The organism is Streptomyces sp. NPDC018026 (genome assembly GCF_044327745.1).
Classification (GTDB): Bacteria; Actinomycetota; Actinomycetes; order Streptomycetales; family Streptomycetaceae; genus Streptomyces; species Streptomyces rubrogriseus.
This window is the reverse complement of sequence record NZ_JBIRFY010000009.1, coordinates 269,894-292,757: the sequence shown is the minus strand read 5'-3', so window position 1 is coordinate 292,757 and position 22,864 is coordinate 269,894. Positions and strand designations below refer to the sequence as shown.

The window sequence follows — 22,864 nt, the reverse complement described above, 5'->3', positions numbered from 1 at the left end:
CACGACGATGTCGACCGACCAGAGAGCCGACCAGAGAGCCGACCTGACGACCGACCGGACGACCGAGCGACATCCCCTGCACCGGCGCGAGCACCGGGGCCAGTGGAGCGCCGAGGAACGCATCGAGGAACTCGGCCTGATCAAACAGGCCGCCCGGCACGGCGACCCGACGGCCACCGAGCGGCAGCACGCCAAGGGGAAGCTCACCGCCCACGAGCGGATCGAACTACTGCTCGACGAGGGGTCGTTCACCGAGGTCGAGATGTTGCGCCGGCACCGGGCCACCGGCTTCGGACTGGAGAAGAAGCGCCCCTACACCGATGGCGTGATCACCGGCTGGGGCACCGTCCACGGCCGCACGGTCTTCGTGTACGCCCACGACTTCCGGGTGTTCGGCGGCGCCCTCGGCGAAGCCCACGCCCTGAAGATCCACAAGATCATGGACATGGCTGTCGCGGCCGGCGCCCCCCTGGTGTCGCTCAACGACGGGGCGGGCGCCCGCATCCAGGAGGGCGTCAGCGCCCTCGCCGGGTACGGCGGCATCTTCCAGCGCAACACCAAGGCGTCCGGCGTGATCCCGCAGATCAGCGTGATGCTCGGCCCGTGCGCGGGCGGCGCCGCCTACTCACCGGCGCTGACCGACTTCGTCTTCATGGTCCGCGACATCGCGCAGATGTTCATCACCGGCCCGGACGTGGTGAAGGCGGTGACGGGCGAGGAGATCAGCCAGGACGCCCTCGGTGGCGCCGACGTCCACGCCACCGCCTCCGGCGTCGCCCACTTCGCCTACGACGACGTGCGCACCTGCCTGGAGGACGTGCGCCACCTGCTGTCCCTGCTGCCCTCCAACAACCGCGAACTGCCACCGGCCGCGCCGGGCTCCGACCCGGCCGACCGGCGCACCGACCGGCTGCTGGAGATCGTCCCCGACGACCCCGGCCGGGTCTACGACATCCGCGCCGTCATCGAGGAGATCGTGGACGACGGCGACTTCTTCGAGGTGCACCCCGGCTGGGCCACCAACATGGTGTGCGCCCTGTCCCGGCTCGACGGCGAGGTCGTGGGCATCGTCGCCAACCAGCCCACGTCGTACGCCGGGGTCCTGGACATCGACGCGAGTGAAAAGGCCGCGCGGTTCGTGCAGTTCTGCGACGCCTTCAACATCCCGCTGGTGACGCTGATCGACGTCCCGGGCTTCCTGCCGGGCGTCGACCAGGAGCACAACGGCATCATCCGGCGCGGCGCCAAACTCCTGTACGCGTACTGCAACGCCACCGTGCCGCGCGTCTCCCTGGTGCTGCGCAAGGCCTACGGCGGCGCGTACATCGTGATGGACTCCCGCTCCATCGGCTCCGACCTGGCGCTGGCCTGGCCCTCCAACGAGATCGCGGTGATGGGCGCCGAGGGCGCCGCGGGCGTCATCTTCCGCCGGGAGATCGCCGCGTCGGACGACCCCGAGGGCACCCGCGCCCAGAAGATCAAGGAGTACCAGGCGGAGCTGATGCACCCGTACTACGCCGCCGAACGGGGCCTCATCGACGATGTGATCGACCCGCGGGACACGCGGCGCGCCCTGGCCCGGGCGCTGGCGATGCTGCGCGGCAAACAGGCGGACCTGCCGTGCCGCAAGCACGGCAACCCCCCGCAGTGAGCGGGACGGACGGCGCGGACGCCGCCGCCGGGACCGCGCTCGTGCGGATCCTGCGGGGCCGGCCCACCGCCGCCGAGATCGCCGCCGTCACGGCCGTCCTGCTCGCCCGCGCCGCCGCCCTCGGCGCCGCCCCGTCCGGCCCGGCCGGCCCCCGGCCGACCGCGGGCTGGCGCCGGCCGGAACGCGTCGCCGCGCACCGCGACCCCCGGGGCTGGCACACCGCCCGCGGCCCGCACGGCCGCCCACCCACCGGAAAGGACCTCTCCCCATGACCCGCCCACCCTCCGGCCCCGCCGCCGACCCGGACACGGTCACCCTCGCCCGGGCCGAGTTCGACGCCCTGCGCGCCCAGGTGCGGGCACTGAGCGACCGCACGGAGATCGCCGAACTGGTCGACCGCTACGTCACCCTGCTGGACACCCAGGACGAGCACGGCTTCGACGACGGCTGGCCGGCCGGGGTCTTCACCGAGGACTGCCTGCTGGAGTTCCCCGTCGGCACGCTGGAAGGACGCCAGGGAGCGGCCGCCTTCCACTTCGACCGCAAGTCCCGCTTCGCCCGGACCCATCACCTGGCGTCCAACTACGGCATCACCGCGGACGGCGACACCGCCCGGATCCGCGTCCACCTCGTCGCCTCGCACGTGCACCACGAGGACGGCCCCGACCCCGGCGGCCGCTTCGACATCGGCGGACACAGCGAGGCCGAGGCGGTCCGCACCCCGGACGGCTGGCGGATCCACCGCTGGCGGTTCCACCTGGCCTGGTCGGACGGGGCCGGCCCGCGGCCCGGCCCCGAGGCGCGCGCCCTGCGCACCTCCCAGCCGCGCCCCCGCACCTGACCGACCCGCACCCGCACCCGCACCCGCACCCGCACCCGCACCGACGAAAGGACACCACCGTGCCGGGCAACCCCGTCACCCTCGACACCGACGCCCTGCGGGGCCTGCACGGCGCGGCCCGCGTACGGGCCTTCGAGACGTTCCTGTGCCGCAGCCTGGCACCCCGCCTCCACGTGCCGCCGGCCCACCGGGTCTCCCTGACCCGGCCGCTGTACGCCCAGGGCATCGACTCGCTGACCGCGCTGGCCCTCCAGCGCACCCTGGAGTCGGCGCTGGGCGTCCCCGTCCCCTCGCACCACCTGCTGCGGGAACAGACCGTCGGGGAACTCGCCGCCGTCCTCAGCACCACGACGGAGCGGGAGGCGGCTCCCGAGGAGTCCACCGCATGAAGACCGGCCGCCGGACGACGGCTCTGTGAGTAAAGTCTCAGATCCCCGGAGCGCTCTCCCCGGCGACCCGGCGCGCAGCAGAACGGGGCGGCATCTTCACGATGCCGCCCCGTCTTTTGCGTGTCCGGAGCATCTGGAACGCTCCGTGGTGCGCGAGGGGGGAGTTGAACCCCCACGCCCTTGCGGGCACTGGAACCTGAATCCAGCGCGTCTGCCTATTCCGCCACCCGCGCATTGGGTGTGTCTTCCAGGCCTTTCCTTGCGGTCCGGCGCCTTCCGACACGAGAACATTAGCACGCTGGAAGGGGTCGATTCACATCCCTTTTCCCCGGCGGAGCGGGGTGCCCGACCTCCTTCGGGCACTCGTCCCGGTCCGTGGCCGTTCACGTATCAACCTCGTACCGGTCCGGCCCGTCTCCCCAGGAGCCGGTGGGGGACCGCACTCGGGTGCGGGACACTGGTCTGCGGCCGCCTCTACGATCCTGGGCATGAGTTACCTGCGGGAGCGCATCCCGAAGGTCCGCGGGAGTTCGAAGGGGAGCTCCGGCGGGAACTCCGAGAGGCGTCGACACCTGTCGACCGGGCCGACAGGGGGAACCAGCCGATCGACCGGCGCGTGGATACGATCAGTAAGCAGTACCAGGTGGGCAGTGCACGGACACACGGCACTGCGCGAGGCAGCACGACGCAACGCAGCACGACGCAACGCAGCAGTACGCAAGGCAGTCGACAGGACGGCAGCGACGGAGGAGGTGCCCCATGGGAGTCCTGAAGAAGTTCGAGCAGCGTCTCGAAGGTCTGGTCAACGGCACCTTCGCGAAGGTGTTCAAGTCCGAGGTGCAGCCCGTGGAGATCGCGGGAGCGCTCCAGCGCGAATGCGACAACAACGCGACCATCTGGAACCGCGACCGCACCGTCGTGCCCAACGACTTCATCGTGGAACTGAGCACGCCCGACTTCGAGCGCCTCAGCCCCTACTCCGGGCAGCTGGGCGACGAGCTGGCCGGCATGGTCCGCGACTACGCCAAGCAGCAGCGCTACACCTTCATGGGACCGATCAAGGTCCACCTGGAGAAGGCGGACGACCTCGACACCGGCCTGTACCGGGTGCGCAGCCGTACGCTCGCCTCCTCCACCAGCCACCAGGGCGGTCCGGGCGCCGCCGCACCCCCGGCACCGCCCGCGCGGCCCGCCGGACCGGCCGGCGGGTACGGCTACCCGCCGCCCGCCGCCCCCGCGGGCGCCCCGCCCATGCCGTCCGCGCCGCCGCCCGGCGGCCGCCCCGGCGGCTACGGCTACCCGCAGCCCGCCGGCGGCCAGCAGCCCCCGGCCGCACCCGCACCCGGCGGACGCACCCGCCACTGGATCGAGATCAACGGCACCCGCCATCAGATCTCCCGCGCGACGCTCGTCATGGGCCGCAGCACCGAGGCCGACGTGCGGATCGACGACCCCGGCGTCTCCCGCCGGCACTGCGAGATCCGGACCGGAACGCCCTCGACGATCCAGGATCTCGGGTCCACCAACGGCATCGTGGTGGACGGGCAGCACACCACCCGCGCTACGCTCCGCGACGGCTCACGCATCGTCGTGGGCAGCACCACCGTTATCTACAGGCAAGCCGAAGGGTGATCCGCGGGCAATGTCAGAGCTGACCCTCACGGTCATGCGGCTGGGTTTTCTCGCCGTACTGTGGCTGTTCGTGATCGTGGCCGTGCAGGTCATCCGCAGCGACCTCTTCGGCACGCGGGTCACCCAGCGCGGCGCGCGGCGCGACGCCGCCCGACCGCAGCAGGCCGCCACGCGCCAGGGCCAGGCGCCTCCACCGCAGCGCCAGCAGTCCGGCGGGGGCCGCGGCCGCCGGGGCGCGCCCACCAAGCTGGTCGTGACGGAGGGCACGCTCACCGGTACCACCGTCGCCCTCCAGGGCCAGACCATCACGCTCGGCCGGGCACACGACTCGACGATCGTGCTGGACGACGACTACGCCTCCAGCCGCCATGCCAGGATCTACCCGGACCAGAACGGCCAGTGGATCGTCGAGGACCTGGGCTCCACCAACGGCACCTACCTGGACCGGGCCCGGCTGACGACCCCGACACCGATCGGCCCCGGGGCGCCGATCCGCATCGGCAAGACCGTCATCGAGCTGCGGAAGTAGTGCTACACCAATGAATGAGCGCGAGCGGAGCGAGCACGCCGCGGCGGCCGGCACCCCGGGCCCCGGCGCGCTCCCGACCGGAGGGTGGGCAGTGTGGCTCGACACGACCGGCTGCAGTCGGAGCCGACGGGCGAGGTGCGCATGAGTCTGTCACTGCGCTTCGCCGCCGGTTCCCACAAGGGCATGATCCGGGAGGGCAACGAGGACTCCGGCTACGCCGGTCCCCGCCTGCTCGCCATCGCCGACGGCATGGGCGGCCAGGCCGCCGGAGAGGTCGCCTCCTCCGAGGTGATCTCCACCATCGTCGCCCTCGACGACGACGTGCCCGGCTCCGACGTCCTCACCTCGCTCGGCGCCGCCGTCCAGCGCGCCAACGACCAGCTGCGGCAGATGGTCGAGGAGGACCCCGCCCTGGAGGGCATGGGCACCACGCTCACCGCCCTGCTGTGGACCGGCCAGCGCCTGGGCATGGTCCACGTCGGCGACTCCCGCGCCTACCTGCTGCGCGACGGCGTCCTCACCCAGATCACCCAGGACCACACCTGGGTGCAGCGCCTCGTCGACGAGGGACGGATCACCGAGGAGGAGGCGGGCACCCACCCGCAGCGCTCCCTGCTGATGCGCGCCCTCGGCAGCGGCGACCACGTCGAACCCGACCTGTCCATCCGCGAGGTGCGGGCCGGCGACCGCTACCTGATCTGCTCCGACGGACTCTCCGGCGTCGTCTCCCACCAGACGATGGAGGACACCCTCGCCAGCTACCAGGGCCCCCAGGAGACCGTCCAGGAGCTGATCCAGCTCGCGCTGCGCGGCGGCGGCCCCGACAACATCACCGTCATCGTCGCCGACGTCCTCGACCTCGACACCGGCGACACCCTCGCCGCCCAGCTCTCCGACACCCCCGTGGTCGTCGGCGCCGTCGCCGAGAACCAGGCCCAGATGGGCGACAACGGCATCATGCAGACCCCGGCCGGACGCGCCGCGGGCCTCGGCCGACAGGGCGGACAGCGCGGCGGCGGCGGCGAGTTCGGCCCGCCCGGCAGCGGCGACGTCACCGGCTTCATCCCCACCGGCGGCTTCGACGACTACGGCCCCGACGACTTCGTCAAGCCCCGCAAGAACCGCAAGTGGCTCAAGCGGTCCCTCTACACCGCCCTCGCCCTCGCCGTCATCGGCGGCGGCACCTACGGCGGCTGGCGCTGGACCCAGACCCAGTACTACGTCGGCACCAACGACGACCACCTCGCGCTGTACCGGGGCATCAGCCAGGACCTCGCCTGGGTCTCGCTCTCCAAGGTCCAGAAGGACCACCCCGAGATCGAACTCAAGTACCTGCCGCCCTACCAGCAGAAACTGGTCGAGGCCACCATCCCCGAAGGCGACCTCAACGACGCCCGGGCCAAGATCGAGGAACTGGCGGTCCAGGCCTCCGCCTGCAAGAAGCAGGCCGACCGGCGCGCCGCGGAGACCGAGAAGAACGCCAAGACCGGCGAGGGCGAGGCCGGAGGCACCACGGGAACCAGCCCCGCCTCCTTCACGTCCAAGGCCTCACCCAGCCCGAACCCGTCGGGCTCGCCCGAGGCACCCGAATCGTCCGAGTCCCCGTCCACGACCGCACCCACTCCAGGCTCAGGACCGACCCTCTCGGAGGAAGAGCAGAAGGTCGTCTCGCTGTGCGGTAAGCAGTAGGCAAGCCGTGAGAGGCCCTGTCACACGATGAGCAGTACTACCAACCCGTCGACGCACCACACGTCCACGATCGGCGCCATCGGCGCCCCGAGCCGGCGCAACACCGAGCTGGCTCTGCTCGTGTTCGCCGTCCTCATCCCGGTCTTCGCCTACGCCAACGTGGGACTGGCCATCAACGACGAGGTGCCCGCGGGCCTGCTGAGCTACGGCTTCGGCCTCGGCCTGCTGGCCGCCGTCGGCCACCTCGTCGTGCGCAAGTTCGCCCCGTACGCGGACCCGCTGCTGCTGCCCCTGGCCACCCTGCTCAACGGCCTCGGACTCGTCGCCATCTGGCGCCTGGACCAGTCCGAACTGCTCCAGAGCATCCACCAGGCCGGCAACGCCGCACCCCGCCAGCTGATCTACACCGCGATGGGCATCGCCCTGTTCGTCGCCGTGCTCGTCTTCCTCAAGGACCACCGCGTCCTGCAGCGCTACACCTACATCTCCATGGTCGGCGCCCTGTTCCTGCTGCTGCTCCCGCTCGTACCGGGCCTCGGCAAGAACATCTACGGCGCCAAGATCTGGATCCAGGTCGGCTCCTTCTCCATCCAGCCCGGCGAGTTCGCCAAGATCGTCCTCGCGATCTTCTTCGCCGGCTACCTGATGGTGAAGCGCGACGCACTCGCCCTGGCCAGCCGCCGCTTCATGGGCCTCTACCTGCCCCGCGGCCGCGACCTCGGCCCCATCCTGGTCGTCTGGATCGTCTCGATCCTCATCCTCGTCTTCGAGACCGACCTCGGCACCTCGCTGCTGTTCTTCGGCATGTTCGTGATCATGCTGTACGTCGCCACCGAGCGGACCAGCTGGATCGTCTTCGGCATGCTGATGTCCGCCGTCGGCGCCGTCGGCGTGGCCACCTTCGAACCCCACATCCAGCAGCGCGTCGACGCCTGGCTCGACCCCATGCGGGAGTTCACCCTCTCCCGCGCCGGCCAGATCGGCCACTCCGAGCAGGCCATGCAGGCCCTGTGGGCCTTCGGCTCCGGCGGCACCCTCGGCACCGGCTGGGGCCAGGGCCACTCCGAACTGATCCGCTTCGCCGCCAACTCCGACTTCATCCTCGCCACCTTCGGCGAGGAACTCGGCCTGGCCGGCCTGATGGCCCTGCTCCTGCTCTACGCCCTGATCGTGGAACGCGGCGTACGCACCGCCCTCGCCGCCCGCGACCCCTTCGGCAAGCTCCTCGCCATCGGCCTCTCCGGCGCCTTCGCCCTCCAGGTCTTCGTCGTCGCCGGCGGTGTCATGGGCCTCATCCCGCTCACCGGTATGACCATGCCCTTCCTGGCCTACGGCGGTTCCTCCGTCATCGCCAACTGGGCGCTGATCGGCATCCTGCTGCGCATCAGCGACACCGCGCGCAGACCGGCACCCGCCGCGCCCGCCAGCCCCGACGCCGAGATGACCCAGGTGGTCCGACCGTGAACAAGCCACTGCGCCGAATCGCGATCTTCTGCGGCCTCCTCGTCCTCACCCTCCTCGTCCGGGACAACTGGCTCCAATACGTCCAGGCCGACGAGCTGAAGGAGGACGAGCACAACCGCCGGGTCGCCATCGAGCGGTACGCCAGCCCCCGCGGCGACATCATCGTCGACGGCAAGGCCATCACCTCGCACGCCACCACCGAGGGCGACTTCAAGTACAAGCGCACCTACAAGGACGGCGCCATGTGGGCGCCCGTCACCGGCTACGTCTCCCAGGCCTTCGGCGCCACCCAGCTCGAGTCCATCGACGACGGCATCCTCACCGGCAACGACGACCGGCTCTTCTTCCGCAACACCCTCGACATGATCACGGGCAAGAAGCGCGAGGGCGGCAACGTCGTCACCACCCTCAACGGCGCCGCCCAGAAGGCCGCCTACGACGGCCTGAAGAAGCAGGGCGCCAAGGGCGCCGTCGTCGCGATCGAGCCGTCCACCGGCAAGATCCTCTCGATGGCCTCCTACCCGTCCTACGACCCCACCGTCATCGCGGGCAGCAACGAGGCGGCCGGCGAGGCCTGGAACAGGCTCCAGAAGAAGAACAACCCCGACGACCCGATGCTCAACCGCGCGCTGCGCGAGGTCTACCCGCCCGGATCCACCTTCAAGGTGGTCACCGCGGCCGCCGCCCTGGAACACGGGAAGTACGACTCGGCCGACGAGAAGACCGACTCCCCGCTGCCCTGGACGATGCCCGGCACCAGCACCGAGCTGAAGAACGAGGGCAACATCCCCTGCAAGGACGCCACCCTCCGCGAGGCCCTGCGCGTCTCCTGCAACACCGTCTTCGGCAAGCTCGGCTACGACCTCGGCAACGACAAGATGCTGGAGACGGCCAAGAAGTTCGGCTTCACCGAGGAGCAGTTCGTCCCGGTCCGCTCCAGCGCCTCCGTCTTCTCCGACGGCATGAACGACTCCCAGGTCGCACTCTCCTCCATCGGCCAGTACAACACCGCGGCCACCCCGCTGCAGATGGCCATGGTCACCTCGGCCATCGCCAACAACGGCACCCTGATGAAGCCGTACATGGTCGACGAACTCCAGGCCCCCAACCTCGACACCATCGAGAAGACGGACCCCGAGGAGATGAGCAAGCCGCTGTCCGCGGACAACGCCCAGATCCTCCAGTCCATGATGGAAACCGTCGTCGAGGACGGCACGGGAACCAACGCCAAGATCGACGGCGTCAAGGTGGGCGGCAAGACCGGTACCGCACAGCACGGTGTCGACAACAGCGAGAACCCCTACGCCTGGTTCATCTCGTACGCCAAGGCCGACGACGGCAGCTCGCCCGTCGCCGTGGCCGTGGTGATCGAGGACGAGAACGCCGTCCGCGACGACATCTCCGGCGGCGGCCTCGCGGCACCGATCGCGAAGAACGTCATGGAGGCCGTCATCGACAGCAAGAAGTGACCGCGCCATGAACGGAACGTGACTCCGGTCACGTCCCCTTCACATAGGCGCACGTTGCGATACCGGTCCTGTATCGGCTGCCCGGCTCGGCCGAAGGGCCAGGAGCGATCCGGGTACGGTAGGCCGGACGGCAGCCTCCGACCGTACAAGCATGCCGGTCGGGACCGACGGAGAGGGCTGGTAGGTAACCATGGAAGAGCCGCGTCGCCTCGGCGGCCGGTACGAGCTGGGCCAGGTGCTCGGTCGTGGTGGCATGGCGGAGGTATACCTCGCGCACGACACCCGGCTCGGCCGCACCGTGGCAGTGAAGACGCTCCGCGCCGACCTCGCGCGCGACCCGTCCTTCCAGGCCCGCTTCCGCCGGGAGGCCCAGTCGGCCGCCTCGCTCAACCACCCCGCGATCGTGGCGGTCTACGACACGGGCGAGGACTACATCGACAACGTGTCGATCCCGTACATCGTCATGGAGTACGTCGACGGCTCCACACTCCGTGAGCTGCTCCACTCCGGCCGCAAGCTGCTGCCGGAGCGGACCCTGGAGATGACCATCGGCATCCTCCAGGCACTGGAGTACTCGCACCGGGCCGGCATCGTCCACCGCGACATCAAGCCGGCCAACGTCATGCTCACCCGCAACGGCCAGGTCAAGGTCATGGACTTCGGCATCGCCCGCGCCATGGGCGACTCCGGCATGACGATGACCCAGACCGCCGCCGTGATCGGCACCGCCCAGTACCTCTCCCCGGAACAGGCCAAGGGCGAGCAGGTCGACGCCCGCTCCGACCTGTACTCCACGGGCTGCCTGCTCTACGAGCTGCTCACCGTGCGCCCGCCCTTCGTCGGCGACTCCCCGGTCGCGGTCGCCTACCAGCACGTGCGCGAGGAACCGCAGGCGCCCAGCGTCTTCGACCCCGAGATCACGCCCGAGATGGACGCGATCGTACTGAAGGCCCTGACCAAGGACCCCGACTACCGCTACCAGTCGGCCGACGAGATGCGCGCCGACATCGAGGCCTGCCTCGACGGCCAGCCCGTCGCCGCCACCGCCGCACTGGGCGCCATGGCCGCCGGCGGCTACGGCGCCTACCCCGACGACCAGCCCACCACCGCCCTGCGCTCGGACGGGGGCGGCGGCGCCACGACCATGCTGCCGCCCATGAACCCGGACGACGGCGGCTACGGCTACGACGAGCGCCCCGACCGGCGCCGCCAGCAGCCCCGCAAGAAGAACACCTCCACGATCTTCCTGGTCCTGGCCGGCGTCCTCGTCCTCGTCGGCGCCATCCTGATCGGCAAGTACGCCTTCAGCGGGGACGGCGGACCGAGCAACGACAAGGTCCCGGTGCCCGCCTTCGTCGGCCTGAGCAAGGCCGACGCCCAGCAGCAGGCCGACAACATCGACCTGGTGCTGACGTTCAAGCAGCAGGAGTGCGAGGACCAGCCCAAGGGCAACATCTGCGCCCAGGACCCCAAGCAGGGCACCGACGTCGAGAAGGAGTCCACCGTCAACCTGGTGGTCTCGACCGGCGCACCCAAGGTCGAGATCCCGGACGTCGAGGGTCTCACCTTCAGCGAGGCGGAAGCAGCTCTGAAGGACAAGGGCTTCGAGGTGGAAAAGCAGTCGGAGGAGTCCACCCAGACTCCGGACACCGTGCTGACTCAGGACCCCAAGAGCGGTGCGTCGCGGGAGAAGGGCTCCACCGTCACCCTCACCGTCGCCAAGGAGACGGCACAGGTAACCGTGCCCGACCTGAGCGGCATGGCGCCCGAGGACGCCAGGAAACGGCTGGAGGAGCAGGGGCTCGTGCTCGGCACACAGGAGCAGGTCGAGTCCACCGCGCAGGCCGAAGGAACCATCTTCGAGCAGACCCCCAACGGCGGGAAGGACGTCGACCGCGGCAGCACGGTCAACGTGAAGATCGCCAAGGCCCCGGCCAATGAGAAGATCCCGATGCCGAAGGTCACTCAGATGACTGTTGCCCAAGCCAAGCAGGTCCTCGCTCAGAACGGCCTTCAGCTCGAGAAAGTCGAAGGCGGCGGTGACGACAACGCCGTAGTGGTGGCCAGCAACCCGGTGGAGGGCCAGGAGGTCAAGAAGGGCGACAAGGTCATCCTCTTCGCCCCCGCCCAGCAGGGTGGCAACAATGGCGGGGGCACCATCGCTGGCCTCCCCGGATTCGGCAACTGACACCATCTCCCACACTGCCCAGAGCCCCGGACCTCAGCGGAGGGACCGGGGCTCTACAGCGCCTAGGAGGCAGCGTCACGTGACGGGTCATCAATCCAGCTGTATTTTTGCTATTTTGTCACATTGCAGGGACATGCCAGGCCGGGTAACGTCCCTTTGCGCAAGATCAACTCCCGTCTGAGACATCTTGGAGATGACCTCATGCGCAAAACGCTGTCCACCCTTTTCGCGGTATTTGCCATGCTCGCTAGTGGTATCGCCTTCGCACCCAACGCCAGCGCAGCGGCATCCGCCTATGGGTGCAGCGGAAATCTGGTCGGCACTTACGACGTAAGAACCGGCGGTGGCACCAAGTACGGCGTCATCAACGTCTACTACAGCTCCGCAAACGGCGGCACCAACTGCGCCGCCGTCGTCGATACTTACTGGGGTACCGGCACGACCAAGAACATGATCGCCAGCATCTGGAAGTGCAAGGCCGGAACCGTACCAGGCGGCGGCACCTGCAGCATCGACACGCAAGACAACGACAACGGCTACTACTCCTGGTACGCCGGACCCGTCACCGTAACGGGTACGGCCTCTCGCTGCATCTCCGTCTGGGGCACGATCTGGAGCCCCTCCAACTCAACGGACGCCAACGGCCGTGGGGTAGCAGTCCACTGCGGCTAGCCTCGATCTTTCGTGAGGGTCCGCTGACGGAGTCGGCGGACCCTTTCGTTTCCCGAGCTGATGGTCGGCAGACCGGTAGCGCGGCTGTCCCGCCGGGTGGGCGTCGGATTCCGCTGCCGGGGACAGTTGACGGTGCTGGTCAGCCGGGGTTTGGCAGGAGCCCGAGTCGTTCGAGTGCGGCACTGATCTCGCCGGTCCAGGGCCGATGCTTGTTGAGGCAGAGGATCTTGAGGCGGCTGGTGGTGACGAGTTGCGCGGCCGCGGAGGGCTGGCGGAATTGCCGCAGCGGGGTTCCCGGAGCCGGGTAGTGCCGGTGAGAGCGAGCATGGGCAGCCAGGCCGGCAGGTCGGAGCGATCTGGACGATCTCAAGCCAGGCCCTGTTCTGAGCTGCCTGGTGAAGGGGCAGGTTGTGCAGGCCGGTGCCGTGCGGCTCGGATCCGGTGGACGTGCCTTCATATGTCAGAACTCGTTAAGTCCGGTTGACCACGTCATCCCAAGAGGGAAAGCCGGGCAATGATCAACGAGACGGCTCTACTGGAATCGCGCACCCTGCGCAGCGGCACGGCATCCTCGAACGCACGGACGTACTCGACCGCATGAAGGCCTGTCCCTCCTGCCGAACGGCATACACGTGACTACGGTGATGGTGGCGACGTACTTCCAAGTCACCGCCGAAGCCGTCCGACAGCTGACCACGCGCCACCGTGAGGAACTCGAAGTCAACGGAATGACCGTGCTCCGAGGCGCCGACCTGAGAGAATTCGAGAGTGACAACATGTCACTCTGGCTGGCCAGTTATCCACAGGCCCGCCGAAGCCTCACCATCTACTCCAGGCGAGCCGTACTCACCAGCGCTCTGCTCCTGCGCGACAGCGACATCGCCCGCCGGTTGCGCACCCCTGCTCGACACCCAGTGCGACCGCGAACCGATCGTGTCTTCGTATGTCATGACTCGTTAACCCAGGGTGACCACACAACTCCCTCTTTAGGGGCAACGATCATGATCAGCGAGACCGTCCTGCTCGAATCACCGGCCCTACGCAGCAGCGTGCGCGACCGCATGGACGTACTCGACCGCGTCAAAGCACTGTCCTTGCTGCCGGACGGCATGCACGTAACGACGGCAATGGTAGCGACGTACTTCTGCGTCACCACTGACGCCATCCGTCAGCTCAAGGCACGGCACCGTGAGGAACTGTCGAGCAGCGGGCTGCGCACTCTCCAAGGACCTGCGCTCGCTCAATTCAAGCGTGACGTCCTGTCACGCTATCCGGGAGGTCATCCACAGCCCCGGTCAAGCCTCACCCTCTACTCCCGTCGTTCCGTCCTCAACGTCGCCATGCTTCTCCGGGACAGCGAAGTCGCACGTCAGGTGCGCACCTACCTCCTGGACACGGAGTACCTGGCCCGCAGGCAGCCTGTGGAAAACCCGGCCCCTGCAGACACCTCCGCCCTCGACGCCCACATCGACCAGCGCATCACCCACATTCTCGGCCGGACGGTCGTACCGATGTTCAATGCCTTGATCGAAACGTCCAGCGATCACCAACGAGAGCTCATCGCTCTCCGGACGGGAGTCCAGCGCATCGAGAAGCGGCTCCGGCAACACAACGCCCGGCTGCAACGGCTGGAAGGCCCGTGGGAGGACCGTCCACTCGCCGGGGTCATGGCCTCCATGGACGCCATGAACGGCCGCGAGTTCGAGGAGCACGTGGCCCTACTGCTCCGCCGTGACGGATGCACCGACGTTCTCGTGCGCGGTGGCAGCAGGGACCGAGGTATCGACATCACCGCACTCACCGCCGCCGGGCGAACGCTCGTCGTCCAGTGCAAGAGGTTCGCGCCTCACCTCACAGTCACCAGCCCCGAGATCCAGAAGTTCATCGGGGCGGCCAAGGTCCTGCACAGCTCCGAGGTCGCCCTGTTCGTGGCGACCTGCCCCTTCACGCGTGACGCCCAGAACATCGCCGTCGAGAGCGGCATCACCGCCGTCCATCGCGGACTCCTGGAAGAGTGGAGCGCCGGTGCACCACTGAACGTCCTGCAGTAGCCGAACGAAGAGGCCCGAAGCCGCAAGACCAAGTTGCGGCTTCGGGCCTACATCATGTTAGGTCACAGAGGTCCCCACAGGACCCCAGTCACCTCACCGCAGCTCCTCCGGCGGCGTCCGGTCGCCGTCCACCTTCTCCGTGCGGACCAGCTCGCCCCAGACCACGTACCGGTAGCGGCTCGTGTAGACCGGGGTGCAGGTCGTCAGGGTGATGTAGTGGCCGGCCTTCTTCTTCCCGGACTCCTTGGGGATGCCGCCGAGCACCTCGACGTTGTACTTCGAGGTCTCGGGCAGGACGGCGTACGTCTTGTACACGTACCAGGTGTCCTTCGTCTCGAAGACGATCGGGTCACCCTTCTCGATCTTGTCGATGTTGTGGAACTTGGCGCCGTGCCCGTCGCGGTGGGCCGCGAGCGAGAAGTTGCCCTTCTTGTCCGAGGTGGGCAGCGTCGCCTTCACCGGGTCGGTGTAGTAGCCGGCCACGCCGTCGTTGAGGATCTTCATCGACGTGCCCTTCTCCACCAGGATGTCGCCCTCGCTCATCGCCGGGACGTGCAGGAAGCCGATGCCCGCCTTGGTGTCCAGCGCACCGGGGCCGTCCGGGCCGTTCCCGCCCACCCGGTCCTGGGCCCAGTTGTCACGGACCTTCTCGGCCTGTTTGTCCGCCGCGCGGTCGGCGACCACGTTCGTCCACCACAGCGAGTACACGACGAACAGGCCCATCACCAGGCCCGCGGTGATGAGCAGTTCACCGAGAACGCCGACCGCCTGCGCGACGATCCGTCCGGGACGACGCCGCCCGCGACCGCCCGCCCCGGTCTGCTCCTGGTGCTCCGTGTCGGTGGTCGCTGCCACTGGTCATCCGCCCTTAACTGACGAGCGCATCCGGCTTGCCCTTGCTGCGCGGCCGTTCCTCGACCATCTTGCCCCACACGATCATGCGGTACTTGCTGGTGAACTCCGGCGTACAGGTGGTGAGGGTGATGTAGCGGCCGGGTCCCTTGAAGCCCGACTGCTTCGGAACCGGGTCCAGCACGCTCACGTTGCTCGGCGAGGTCACCGGCAGGATCGACGCCATCTTGTAGACGAAGTACTTGTCCTGCGTCTCCACCACGATCGGATCGCCCGGCTCCAGCTTGTTGATGTACCGGAACGGCTCGCCGTGCGTGTTGCGGTGCCCCGCGAGCCCGAAGTTGCCGGTCTTCGCGTCCGGCATCGCCGTCTTCAGCCCGTCCTCCGCGTAGTGCCCGACCATGCCCCGGTCCAGCACCTTCTTGCTGCTGATGCCCTCCGCGATCGGCACCACCACGTCCAGCTTGGGGATGTGCAGCAGCGCGAACCCCTGTCCGGGCTCGAAGGCCCCCGGGTTGCGCCTGCCGTTCGCCCAGTCGTCCTGGAGGTCGCTCGCGGCCTGGTTCGCCTGCGCGTGCGCCCGCACGTTCGTCCACCACAGCTGATAGGTGACGAACAGCAGCATCAGCACGCCGGTCGTGATGAAGATCTCACCGATTGCCCGGCTGGCGACCACCGCGGCACCGGGCTTGCGCGCCCGCGCCTGCCGACGGGCCTCCACGCGCGACAGGGGCGCCTTCGGGGCCTGCTCGGCCTCTTCCTCCGGCGCCGGGTCCCGGGGCGCCCCACGGCGCCCGTGACGCCGTTTCGCGGCCTTCCTGCGGGCCGCGCGACCGCCGCCCACCGGACCGCCCCCGGCCGGCCCCGTCCCGGCGGCCGCCCGGGGCACCGGGGGGTCCGGGATCCGCAGCGCCACCGTCTCGTCGTCCACGAGCGGCGGCAGATACTCCTCCCCGACGGCGAACTCCTCGTACCCACCGTCCCCGAACGCACCGGAATCCCCGTACGGCTGCCCGTACGAGGATCCCTGGTCACCGGCCGTGCCGGAGTCGCGCTCGGGGCGCAGCGCGGTCACGCCGTGGCCCTGCCCACCACCGGGGCGAGCCCCGCCGACCTCGCCACCGCGTCCTGGTAGCCGCACTCCACCAGCCAGTTGGCCAGCATCCGGTGCCCGTGCTCGGTCAGCACCGACTCCGGGTGGAACTGCACGCCCTCGACGAGCAGTTCCCGGTGGCGCAGGCCCATCACGATCCCGTCCGGCGTACGGGCCGTCACCTCCAGCTCGGCCGGCACCGTGGCCGGCTCCGCCGCCAGCGAGTGGTAGCGCGTCGCGGTGAAGGGGGAGGGCAGGCCCGCGAAGACGCCCTGCCCCGTGTGCTCGACGGGCGAGGTCTTGCCGTGCAGCAACTCCGGCGCCCGGTCCACCACACCGCCGTACGCGACCTGCATCGACTGCATGCCCAGGCACACGCCGAAGACTGGCACGCCGGTCGCCGCGCAGTGCCGGACCATGTCGACGCAGACGCCCGCCTGCTCCGGCGTACCCGGCCCGGGCGAGAGCAGCACCCCGTCGAAGCCGTCCTGGGCGTGCGCCGTCGACACCTCGTCGTTGCGCAGCACCTCGCACTCCGCGCCGAGTTGGTAGAGGTACTGGACGAGGTTGAAGACGAAGCTGTCGTAGTTGTCGACGACGAGGATGCGCGCGCTCACTGGTTGTCCACCGTCACATCGTTGAAGGGCAGCAGCGGTTCGGCCCACGGGAAGACGTACTGGAACAGGACGTAGACCACGATCATCGCCAGCATGAGCGAGAGCAGCGCCTTCACCCACGCGTTCCCCGGCAGATGCCGCCAGATCCAGCCGTACATGCCGTCCCTTCCGTCGCACCACGGCGCCAGACTCACGCCGTACCGCACCAGACTAGCGGCGCGCGGCCCTCGGGAACGGCCCTAATCCACAGGCTGGGCATAGTGCAGGTCGGCCGTGCCGGAGTAGCCCGGCAGGGTCGCCCGGCCGTCGTCCTCGACCTTCCAGCCGAGCCCGTACACGTTGACGTACACCATGTAGTTCTGGATCGCGGGCGACTTCGCCAGCGCCTTCTTCAGCCGCTCCGGATCGCCGACCGCCTGGATCTTGTACGGCGGTGAGTAGACGCGGCCCTGGAGGATCAGGGTGTTGCCCACGCAGCGCACCGCGCTGGTGGAGATCAGCCGCTGGTCCATGACCTTGATGCCCTCGGCGCCGCCCTGCCAGAGCGCGTTCACCACGGCCTGGAGGTCCTGCTGGTGGATGACCAGGTAGTCGGGCTGCGGCTCCGGGTAGCCGGGGAGCTTCGCGGTGGCGTCGGGCGGGGCGTCGTCGAGCGTGACGGTGATCGCCTCGCCCTTCAGCTTCTGCGTACCCGCCTTCTCCTCCAGCGCCGCGAGCTTGTCGTCCTCCGACTTCGTACGCCCGTCGTCGCGTTCCGCGAGCGATTCGACGTCCTCGCGCAGGGCTCCGTTGGACTCCTCCAGATCGCCGTTCTCCCGGCTGCGTTCATGGATGAGATCGGACAACTTGAGCAAAGAGGAGTCCGTACGGATATTGGTGCCCTTCGCGGTATTGAAGCTGGTGAAGAAGATAAGTCCCGCCAGCGCGAAGACGGCCGCCGTGAGCACCCGCACGGGCCGGAAACGGCGCCGGCGGACAGGGCTGGATCCCGTCCCGGGGGAGTCGGCAGAATTGCTCAACGTACCCTTATCTCCTTCGGCGCCACGGAAGGACTACGCTAACGGACGCCCGGGGGAGCGCTCAGAGTCCCCTCGTCCCATCCACGCCGCACCCGAGACCGAGCCCCGTTCCCTGCGCGGCCACGCAGCGCATCGACAGGAGAGACCCTCGTGCCGAAGTCACGTATCCGCAAGAAGGCCGACTACACGCCGCCGCCCTCGAAGCAGGCGACCAGCATCAAGCTGACCAGCCGCGGCTGGGTGGCGCCGGTCATGCTGGCCATGTTCGTCCTCGGCCTGGCCTGGATCGTCCTCTTCTACGTCACCGACGGTTCCCTGCCCATCGACTCCCTGGGCAACTGGAACATCGTGGTGGGCTTCGGTTTCATCGCCGCGGGGTTCGGCGTCTCCACGCAGTGGAAGTAGCCCACGCGATCGCTCCCCGGTAGCTCTGCCCAGGGGTATTCGCGGAGTTATCCACAGGCATTGTCCACACGCTGGGGAAAAGAAAGACGATCTGTGGATAACCCACCCGGCATTGACGCCGGTGTGACGGAAGTACCGGCTGGACCCAGCTTCCGAAAACATGTTCGCCCCCTGTCTGACCTGGGATAACACTGGTCAGCGACAGGGGGCACATGTGTTCCCGCACGCTGTGCACAAGATCCGCCACCTACTGTGGACAACGGGCGCTCAACTGAGCTGCGCCGACCTCAACAGGGTCAGGCCGACGACGACCACGAGGACCAGCGCACAGGTGCCGTACTGGACGAGCGTGCGCCGCTCGCGGGGCGCGTGGAGCATGGCGTAGCCGATCACGGCACCCGCGACGAGGCCGCCGACGTGGGCCTGCCAGGAGATGTTGCTCCGGGTGAAGGTGAAGATCAGGCTGATCACCAGCAGGATGACGACGGGCCGCATGTCGGCGTTGAGCCGGCGCACGAGGGCGGCGGTGGCGCCGAAGAGGCCGAAGATCGCGCCGGAGGCGCCGAGGGTGGCCGTGGTGGGCGAGGCCAGCAGGTAGGCGAGCACGCTGCCGGCGAGGCCGGAGACGAGGTAGAGGGCGAGGTAGCGGGCTCTGCCGAGGGCCGCTTCCAGGGGGCCGCCGAGGAACCAGAGGCTGATCATGTTGAAGCCGATGTGCCAGATTTCCTCGTGGGTGAACATCGTGGTCACCAGCCGGTACCACTCGCCCTCGGCGACGCCCTCGGTCGGGACGAAGGGGGCGGGGGGCCAGCGTCCGATGAGCACCATGTCGCTGAGGAAGGACGACGGGAGCGCCTGGACGGCGATGAACACCGCCACGTTGATCCCGATCAGGATCTTGGTGACGAGGTGGGGGTCGGCCGCGACGGTGCCGCCCGCGAGGGTGCGGGGGCGGGAGGCGCTCGGGGCCGGGCCGGCGGCCCCCGGTGTGCGGCCGGCGGCGCAGTCGGGGCAGTGGAAGCCGACGGAGGCGTTGACCATGCAGTCCGGGCAGATGGGGCGCTCGCAGCGGGTGCAGCGGATGCCGGTCTCGCGGTCCGGGTGGCGATAGCAACCGGGCAGGCTCTGGGCATCCGGTCGGCCGGCGGCCGCGTGGTCCATGGCATCCCCTCGGTCGTCCCTGCGGGCAGTGTGTGCGGGTGCACCGCCCCGCCCTTCTCTACGGATGAGCGGGGCGTTTGGTTCCTGCCCGGTGTGGCGGGGCGTCAGGCGTTCCGTGTCTCGACGACGACCGACTCGATGACGATGTCGGTGAGGGGCCGCTCGGTGCGGGGGTTGGTCCGGGCGGCGGCGATGGTGTCGACGACCCGCTGGCTGGCCGCGTCGGTCACTTCGCCGAAGATCGTGTGCTTGCGGTTGAGCCAGGTCGTCGGGGAGACGGTGATGAAGAACTGCGAGCCGTTGGTCCCGGGGCCGGCGTTGGCCATGGCCATCAGGTAGGGCCTGTCGAAGGCGAGGTCGGGGTGGAACTCGTCCGGGAACTGGTAGCCGGGGTCGCCGGTGCCGTTGCCCAGCGGATCGCCGCCCTGGATCATGAAGCCGCTGAGTACCCGGTGGAAGACGGTGCCGTCGTAGAGCCTGGCCAGGGACTTCTCGCCGGTGGCGGGGTGGGTCCACTCCCGCTCGCCGCGGGCGAGCTCGACGAAGTTCTTGACGGTCCTGGGTGCGTGGTTCGGCAGCAGCCGGACCTCGATGTCACCTTGGCTGGTCTTCAGGGTGGCGTAGAGCTGCGCGGCCACGAGGTGCCTTCCGTCGTCCTGTTGTGCGCACCGATCCTCGCACGGGCGGGGACGCGTTCGTCGCTCTTACGTCGCTCTTACGTCGCTCTTACCGCTGGGTCACGAGCGTGGGGCGCCGATCCGTGGCATGGTCGTGGACAGGCTCGTGTTGCCCGGTATTCATCGGTTATTGACGTTGATCAGCTCTTGTTCGCAACTTCATCACCACTTGCCCCAGAGGACGCGGCGGCATCGCCCGTGACCCGGATGCCCGCCCTCGCATGCCTGGCGGCGCGTCCCCAGGCATGATCCGTAAAAGGGTGGAAAGTCGAATTACCGTACGCCACCGAGGAGGAGGAACCCGTGACCCGCATCGACAGCGTGCGCGCCGCGACCGGTTCGGCGAAGGACAGCGTGCTGCACGCCGCGGAAGTGGTGGCGCCCTACGCCGACACGGCCAAGGACAGGGCCGCTCACTATGCACAGGAGGCGCGCGTACGGCTGGCGCCCAAGGTGTCGCAGGCCACGTGCCAGGCGCGCCTGCAGTACGGCACCCACGTGGCGCCGCGGCTGGAACAGGCCCGTACGCATGTGCCGCCGAAGATGGACGCGGCCGCGCAGGAGGCCGCTGTCCGTACGCGTCTGGCCGCTCGGCAGGCCGCCGACTACTCACGTCCGAGGATCGAGCAGGCGGTGGCCGCGGCGGGTCCCGTGCGCGACGAGGCCACGGCGCGCGGTGTCGCCGCGCTGGCCGCGCTGCGTGGTCAGGTCACGGCCAAGGAGATCCAGCGGCTGACGCGCAAGCACCAGCGTCGGGCCAGGGCCGGCCGGGTCGCCAAGGTTCTCGCGGTGGTCGGCATTGTCGCCGGTGGTGCCTTCGCCGCCTGGAAGTGGTGGGACAAGCAGGCCAACCCGGACTGGCTGGTGGAGCCGCCGGAGGCGACGGAGGTTCCCGAGTCGGGCCGGCTGACGTCGGTGGACGGCACCGGTGAGGCGATCCTCGATCCCGAGGTGCAGGCCAAGCAGGCGCAGGAGGAGGCGGAGGGCGACGAGCCCCGCTGATCTCCGCCGGCCGTACCGGCGCCGGCCGTCTTCTGTCGTTTGGTTACCGCCGCGGGGCGGGAGACTCGTGGTCTCCCGCCCCGCGGCGATGTTTCACGTGAAACGGCGCTCAGCGGCCGTAGCGGCGTTCCCGTAGGGAGTAGGAGCGCAGGGCGCGCAGGAAGTCGATCTCCCGGAAGTCCGGCCAGTACGTCTCGCAGAAGTGGACCTCGGCGTAGGCGGACTGCCAGAGCAGGAATCCGGAGAGCCGCTGTTCGCCGGAGGTACGGATGATGAGGTCGGACTCGGACCGTGTCTTGGAGTACAGGTGCTTGGAGATGTGCTCCATGGTGAAGGTCTCGATGAACTCGTCGATGTCGCCGCCCTGGGAGCTGTGCTCGGTGAGGGCGGAGCGCACGGCGTCGACGATCTCGCGTCTGCCGCCGTAGCCCACGGCGACGTCGACCTTGGTGCCGCCCTTGCGGCCCTGGGTGGCGGCGGTGGCGGTCTTGAGGCGGCTCGCGGACTCCGCGGGCAGCAGGTCCAGGGCGCCGACGGCCTCGACGGGCCAGGGGTTGCCCGGCGCGGCCAGCTGCTCGACGACCTCGGCGATGATGTCGATGAGGGGGTTCAGCTGCTCTTCGGGCCGGGCGAGGTTGTCGTCGGAGAGCATGAAGAGGGTGACGTGCTCGATCTGTGCGGAGTCGCACCAGCGCAGGAAGTCCAGCACCTTGGCGCCGCCGGCCCGGTAGCCCTCGCGGGGGTCGTCGATGCCCGACATCTTGGCCCACCGGCGGTTGCCGTCGAGCATGATGCCGATGTGCTGGGGGCGTGGGCGTCCTTCCAACTCTCTGACCAGTCGCTTCATATAGAGCGCGTCGAGAGCGGCCCGTACCTTCGCCCGCATGGTCTACCCCTTCCACCTCGTCGGTAGCGACCGGACGGCTCCGACGGCGATGAGCCACGTGGCACCGCCCCGCAGGGGTCTGCGCTGATGCCCTGTGGGGTGACGATATCAAGAGCAGACAGCGCCGCCGGGGCGTCGAGAGGGGCCCGTCCGGGGGCCGGTTCCGGTGGTGGCGCGGGTGCCGGGGCGCTGTTCCATGTCCTCAACTGGCCCTTTCCCTCCGGTCGTTGTTGATCATCCGGGCGGCGCGTGCGGTGCCGGGCACGGTGTGGGGCCCGCGACGGTGAGGAACGTCTCCGTCCGCCGGCGCCCGCTAGGGCGGGCCGCTTCCGCCCGCCGGAAGCGAACAGAGCGCCTCCGATCTACGTTTCCGCAGGTCGGAGGCGCTCTTTACGGTGGAGCCTAGGGGAGTCGAACCCCTGACATCTGCCATGCAAAGACAGCGCTCTACCAACTGAGCTAAGGCCCCTCGGGTGGCGTCGCCGGTCCTGGTGTCGCGGGCCGCCGGTCGCCGCGGACAAGAGTACCGGGTCGTCCCCCGTATCTCACAAATGATTGGGGCTCCCGGGGAACGACC

General features: G+C 69.1%; 22 protein-coding genes, 2 tRNA genes and 1 pseudogene. 14 read left to right on the top strand and 11 right to left on the bottom strand.

The window, feature by feature from the left end:
* The first annotated feature begins 7 nt into the window (after positions 1-7).
* Genes ACH4D3_RS27440 through ACH4D3_RS27425 form a run of 4 tightly spaced genes read left to right on the top strand, consistent with a single transcriptional unit; the run spans position 8 to position 2,881 of the window.
* Positions 8-1,651, top strand: a complete 1,644-nt coding sequence (locus tag ACH4D3_RS27440; protein ID WP_398327015.1) for an acyl-CoA carboxylase subunit beta — start codon at positions 8-10, stop codon at positions 1,649-1,651.
* The gene (locus tag ACH4D3_RS27435; RefSeq protein WP_398327013.1) at positions 1,648-1,923 is read left to right on the top strand and encodes an acyl-CoA carboxylase epsilon subunit; all 276 of its coding nucleotides are present in this window, start codon (positions 1,648-1,650) and stop codon (positions 1,921-1,923) included. The genes ACH4D3_RS27440 and ACH4D3_RS27435 overlap by 4 nt, the downstream gene beginning before the upstream one ends.
* Complete coding sequence (locus tag ACH4D3_RS27430) at positions 1,920-2,492, top strand: nuclear transport factor 2 family protein (RefSeq protein WP_398327010.1); 573 nt, start codon at positions 1,920-1,922, stop codon at positions 2,490-2,492. The genes ACH4D3_RS27435 and ACH4D3_RS27430 overlap by 4 nt, the downstream gene beginning before the upstream one ends.
* 59 nt (positions 2,493-2,551) lie before the next feature.
* Positions 2,552-2,881, top strand: coding sequence for an acyl carrier protein (locus ACH4D3_RS27425; protein WP_398327007.1), 330 nt, complete (start codon positions 2,552-2,554; stop codon positions 2,879-2,881).
* Positions 2,882-3,027: 146 nt separating this feature from the next.
* Here ACH4D3_RS27425 and ACH4D3_RS27420 read toward each other — a convergent pair.
* Positions 3,028-3,114, bottom strand: a tRNA-Leu gene (locus tag ACH4D3_RS27420).
* 526 nt (positions 3,115-3,640) lie between these two features.
* Here ACH4D3_RS27420 and fhaA point away from each other — a divergent pair.
* From fhaA to ACH4D3_RS27385, 7 genes are all read left to right on the top strand, one after another.
* Entirely contained in the window at positions 3,641-4,513 is an 873-nt protein-coding gene (fhaA, locus tag ACH4D3_RS27415) for an antibiotic biosynthesis regulator FhaA (RefSeq protein ID WP_398327004.1), read from the top strand.
* 10 nt (positions 4,514-4,523) lie between these two features.
* Positions 4,524-5,042 carry an antibiotic biosynthesis regulator FhaB gene (gene fhaB, locus ACH4D3_RS27410; protein WP_398327002.1) on the top strand — a complete coding sequence of 173 codons (519 nt, stop codon included), beginning with the start codon at positions 4,524-4,526 and terminating at the stop codon, positions 5,040-5,042.
* Between the two features lie 141 nt (positions 5,043-5,183).
* A complete protein-coding gene (locus tag ACH4D3_RS27405; protein ID WP_398327086.1) occupies positions 5,184-6,731 on the top strand; it encodes a Stp1/IreP family PP2C-type Ser/Thr phosphatase in 1,548 nt (515 codons plus the stop codon).
* Positions 6,732-6,758: 27 nt separating this feature from the next.
* Complete coding sequence (locus ACH4D3_RS27400) at positions 6,759-8,195, top strand: FtsW/RodA/SpoVE family cell cycle protein (RefSeq protein WP_398326999.1); 1,437 nt, start codon at positions 6,759-6,761, stop codon at positions 8,193-8,195.
* Positions 8,192-9,664, top strand: coding sequence for a peptidoglycan D,D-transpeptidase FtsI family protein (locus ACH4D3_RS27395; protein ID WP_398326996.1), 1,473 nt, complete (start codon positions 8,192-8,194; stop codon positions 9,662-9,664). The genes ACH4D3_RS27400 and ACH4D3_RS27395 overlap by 4 nt, the downstream gene beginning before the upstream one ends.
* A 190-nt stretch (positions 9,665-9,854) precedes the next feature.
* Entirely contained in the window at positions 9,855-11,852 is a 1,998-nt protein-coding gene (pknB, locus tag ACH4D3_RS27390) for a Stk1 family PASTA domain-containing Ser/Thr kinase (protein WP_398326993.1), read from the top strand.
* A 201-nt stretch (positions 11,853-12,053) separates the two neighbouring features.
* Positions 12,054-12,524: a hypothetical protein gene (locus ACH4D3_RS27385; RefSeq protein ID WP_387066822.1), complete on the top strand. Its 471-nt coding sequence runs from the start codon at positions 12,054-12,056 to the stop codon at positions 12,522-12,524.
* 139 nt (positions 12,525-12,663) lie between these two features.
* On the opposite strand, the pseudogene ACH4D3_RS27380 reads toward ACH4D3_RS27385, so the two are convergent.
* A pseudogene (locus ACH4D3_RS27380) lies at positions 12,664-12,965 on the bottom strand (transposase); the annotation flags it as partial.
* A 560-nt stretch (positions 12,966-13,525) separates the two neighbouring features.
* Between ACH4D3_RS27380 and ACH4D3_RS27375 the strand changes: the two are divergent.
* Positions 13,526-14,575, top strand: a complete 1,050-nt coding sequence (locus ACH4D3_RS27375; protein WP_398326990.1) for a restriction endonuclease — start codon at positions 13,526-13,528, stop codon at positions 14,573-14,575.
* Positions 14,576-14,668: 93 nt separating this feature from the next.
* Here the strand turns inward: ACH4D3_RS27375 and ACH4D3_RS27370 are convergent, their stop codons facing one another.
* Genes ACH4D3_RS27370 through ACH4D3_RS27350 form a run of 5 tightly spaced genes read right to left on the bottom strand, consistent with a single transcriptional unit; the run spans position 14,669 to position 18,156 of the window.
* Positions 14,669-15,430, bottom strand: coding sequence for a class E sortase (locus ACH4D3_RS27370; protein ID WP_381974547.1), 762 nt, complete (start codon positions 15,428-15,430; stop codon positions 14,669-14,671).
* Positions 15,431-15,443: 13 nt separating this feature from the next.
* Complete coding sequence (locus ACH4D3_RS27365; RefSeq protein ID WP_398326986.1) at positions 15,444-16,502, bottom strand: class E sortase; 1,059 nt, start codon at positions 16,500-16,502, stop codon at positions 15,444-15,446.
* Positions 16,499-17,137, bottom strand: a complete 639-nt coding sequence (locus ACH4D3_RS27360; protein ID WP_381974552.1) for an aminodeoxychorismate/anthranilate synthase component II — start codon at positions 17,135-17,137, stop codon at positions 16,499-16,501. Before ACH4D3_RS27360 ends, ACH4D3_RS27365 begins: the two co-directional genes overlap by 4 nt.
* Entirely contained in the window at positions 17,134-17,331 is a 198-nt protein-coding gene (locus tag ACH4D3_RS27355; RefSeq protein ID WP_174256084.1) for a hypothetical protein, read from the bottom strand. Before ACH4D3_RS27355 ends, ACH4D3_RS27360 begins: the two co-directional genes overlap by 4 nt.
* A gap of 45 nt (positions 17,332-17,376) precedes the next feature.
* Complete coding sequence (locus ACH4D3_RS27350) at positions 17,377-18,156, bottom strand: DUF881 domain-containing protein (protein WP_398326982.1); 780 nt, start codon at positions 18,154-18,156, stop codon at positions 17,377-17,379.
* 150 nt (positions 18,157-18,306) lie between these two features.
* On the opposite strand from ACH4D3_RS27350, the gene crgA reads away from it, so the two are divergent.
* Positions 18,307-18,561 (top strand): cell division protein CrgA, encoded by a 255-nt coding sequence (crgA, locus tag ACH4D3_RS27345; RefSeq protein WP_115743070.1) that lies wholly within the window; start codon positions 18,307-18,309, stop codon positions 18,559-18,561.
* Positions 18,562-18,828: 267 nt separating this feature from the next.
* Here crgA and ACH4D3_RS27340 read toward each other — a convergent pair whose 3' ends face one another.
* Positions 18,829-19,722, bottom strand: coding sequence for a rhomboid family intramembrane serine protease (locus ACH4D3_RS27340; protein ID WP_398326979.1), 894 nt, complete (start codon positions 19,720-19,722; stop codon positions 18,829-18,831).
* Between the two features lie 104 nt (positions 19,723-19,826).
* Positions 19,827-20,360 carry a peptidylprolyl isomerase gene (locus ACH4D3_RS27335; RefSeq protein WP_398326976.1) on the bottom strand — a complete coding sequence of 178 codons (534 nt, stop codon included), beginning with the start codon at positions 20,358-20,360 and terminating at the stop codon, positions 19,827-19,829.
* Between the two features lie 342 nt (positions 20,361-20,702).
* Here ACH4D3_RS27335 and ACH4D3_RS27330 point away from each other — a divergent pair, with 342 nt between their 5' ends.
* On the top strand, positions 20,703-21,401 hold the full coding sequence (locus tag ACH4D3_RS27330; RefSeq protein ID WP_398326973.1) for a DUF5324 family protein: 699 nt from the start codon (positions 20,703-20,705) through the stop codon (positions 21,399-21,401).
* A 109-nt stretch (positions 21,402-21,510) separates the two neighbouring features.
* On the opposite strand, the gene ACH4D3_RS27325 is transcribed toward ACH4D3_RS27330, so the two are convergent.
* Entirely contained in the window at positions 21,511-22,287 is a 777-nt protein-coding gene (locus ACH4D3_RS27325) for an isoprenyl transferase (RefSeq protein ID WP_011029274.1), read from the bottom strand.
* A 396-nt stretch (positions 22,288-22,683) separates the two neighbouring features.
* Positions 22,684-22,756 (bottom strand) — tRNA-Ala (locus ACH4D3_RS27320).
* Between the last annotated feature and the right edge of the window lie 108 nt (positions 22,757-22,864).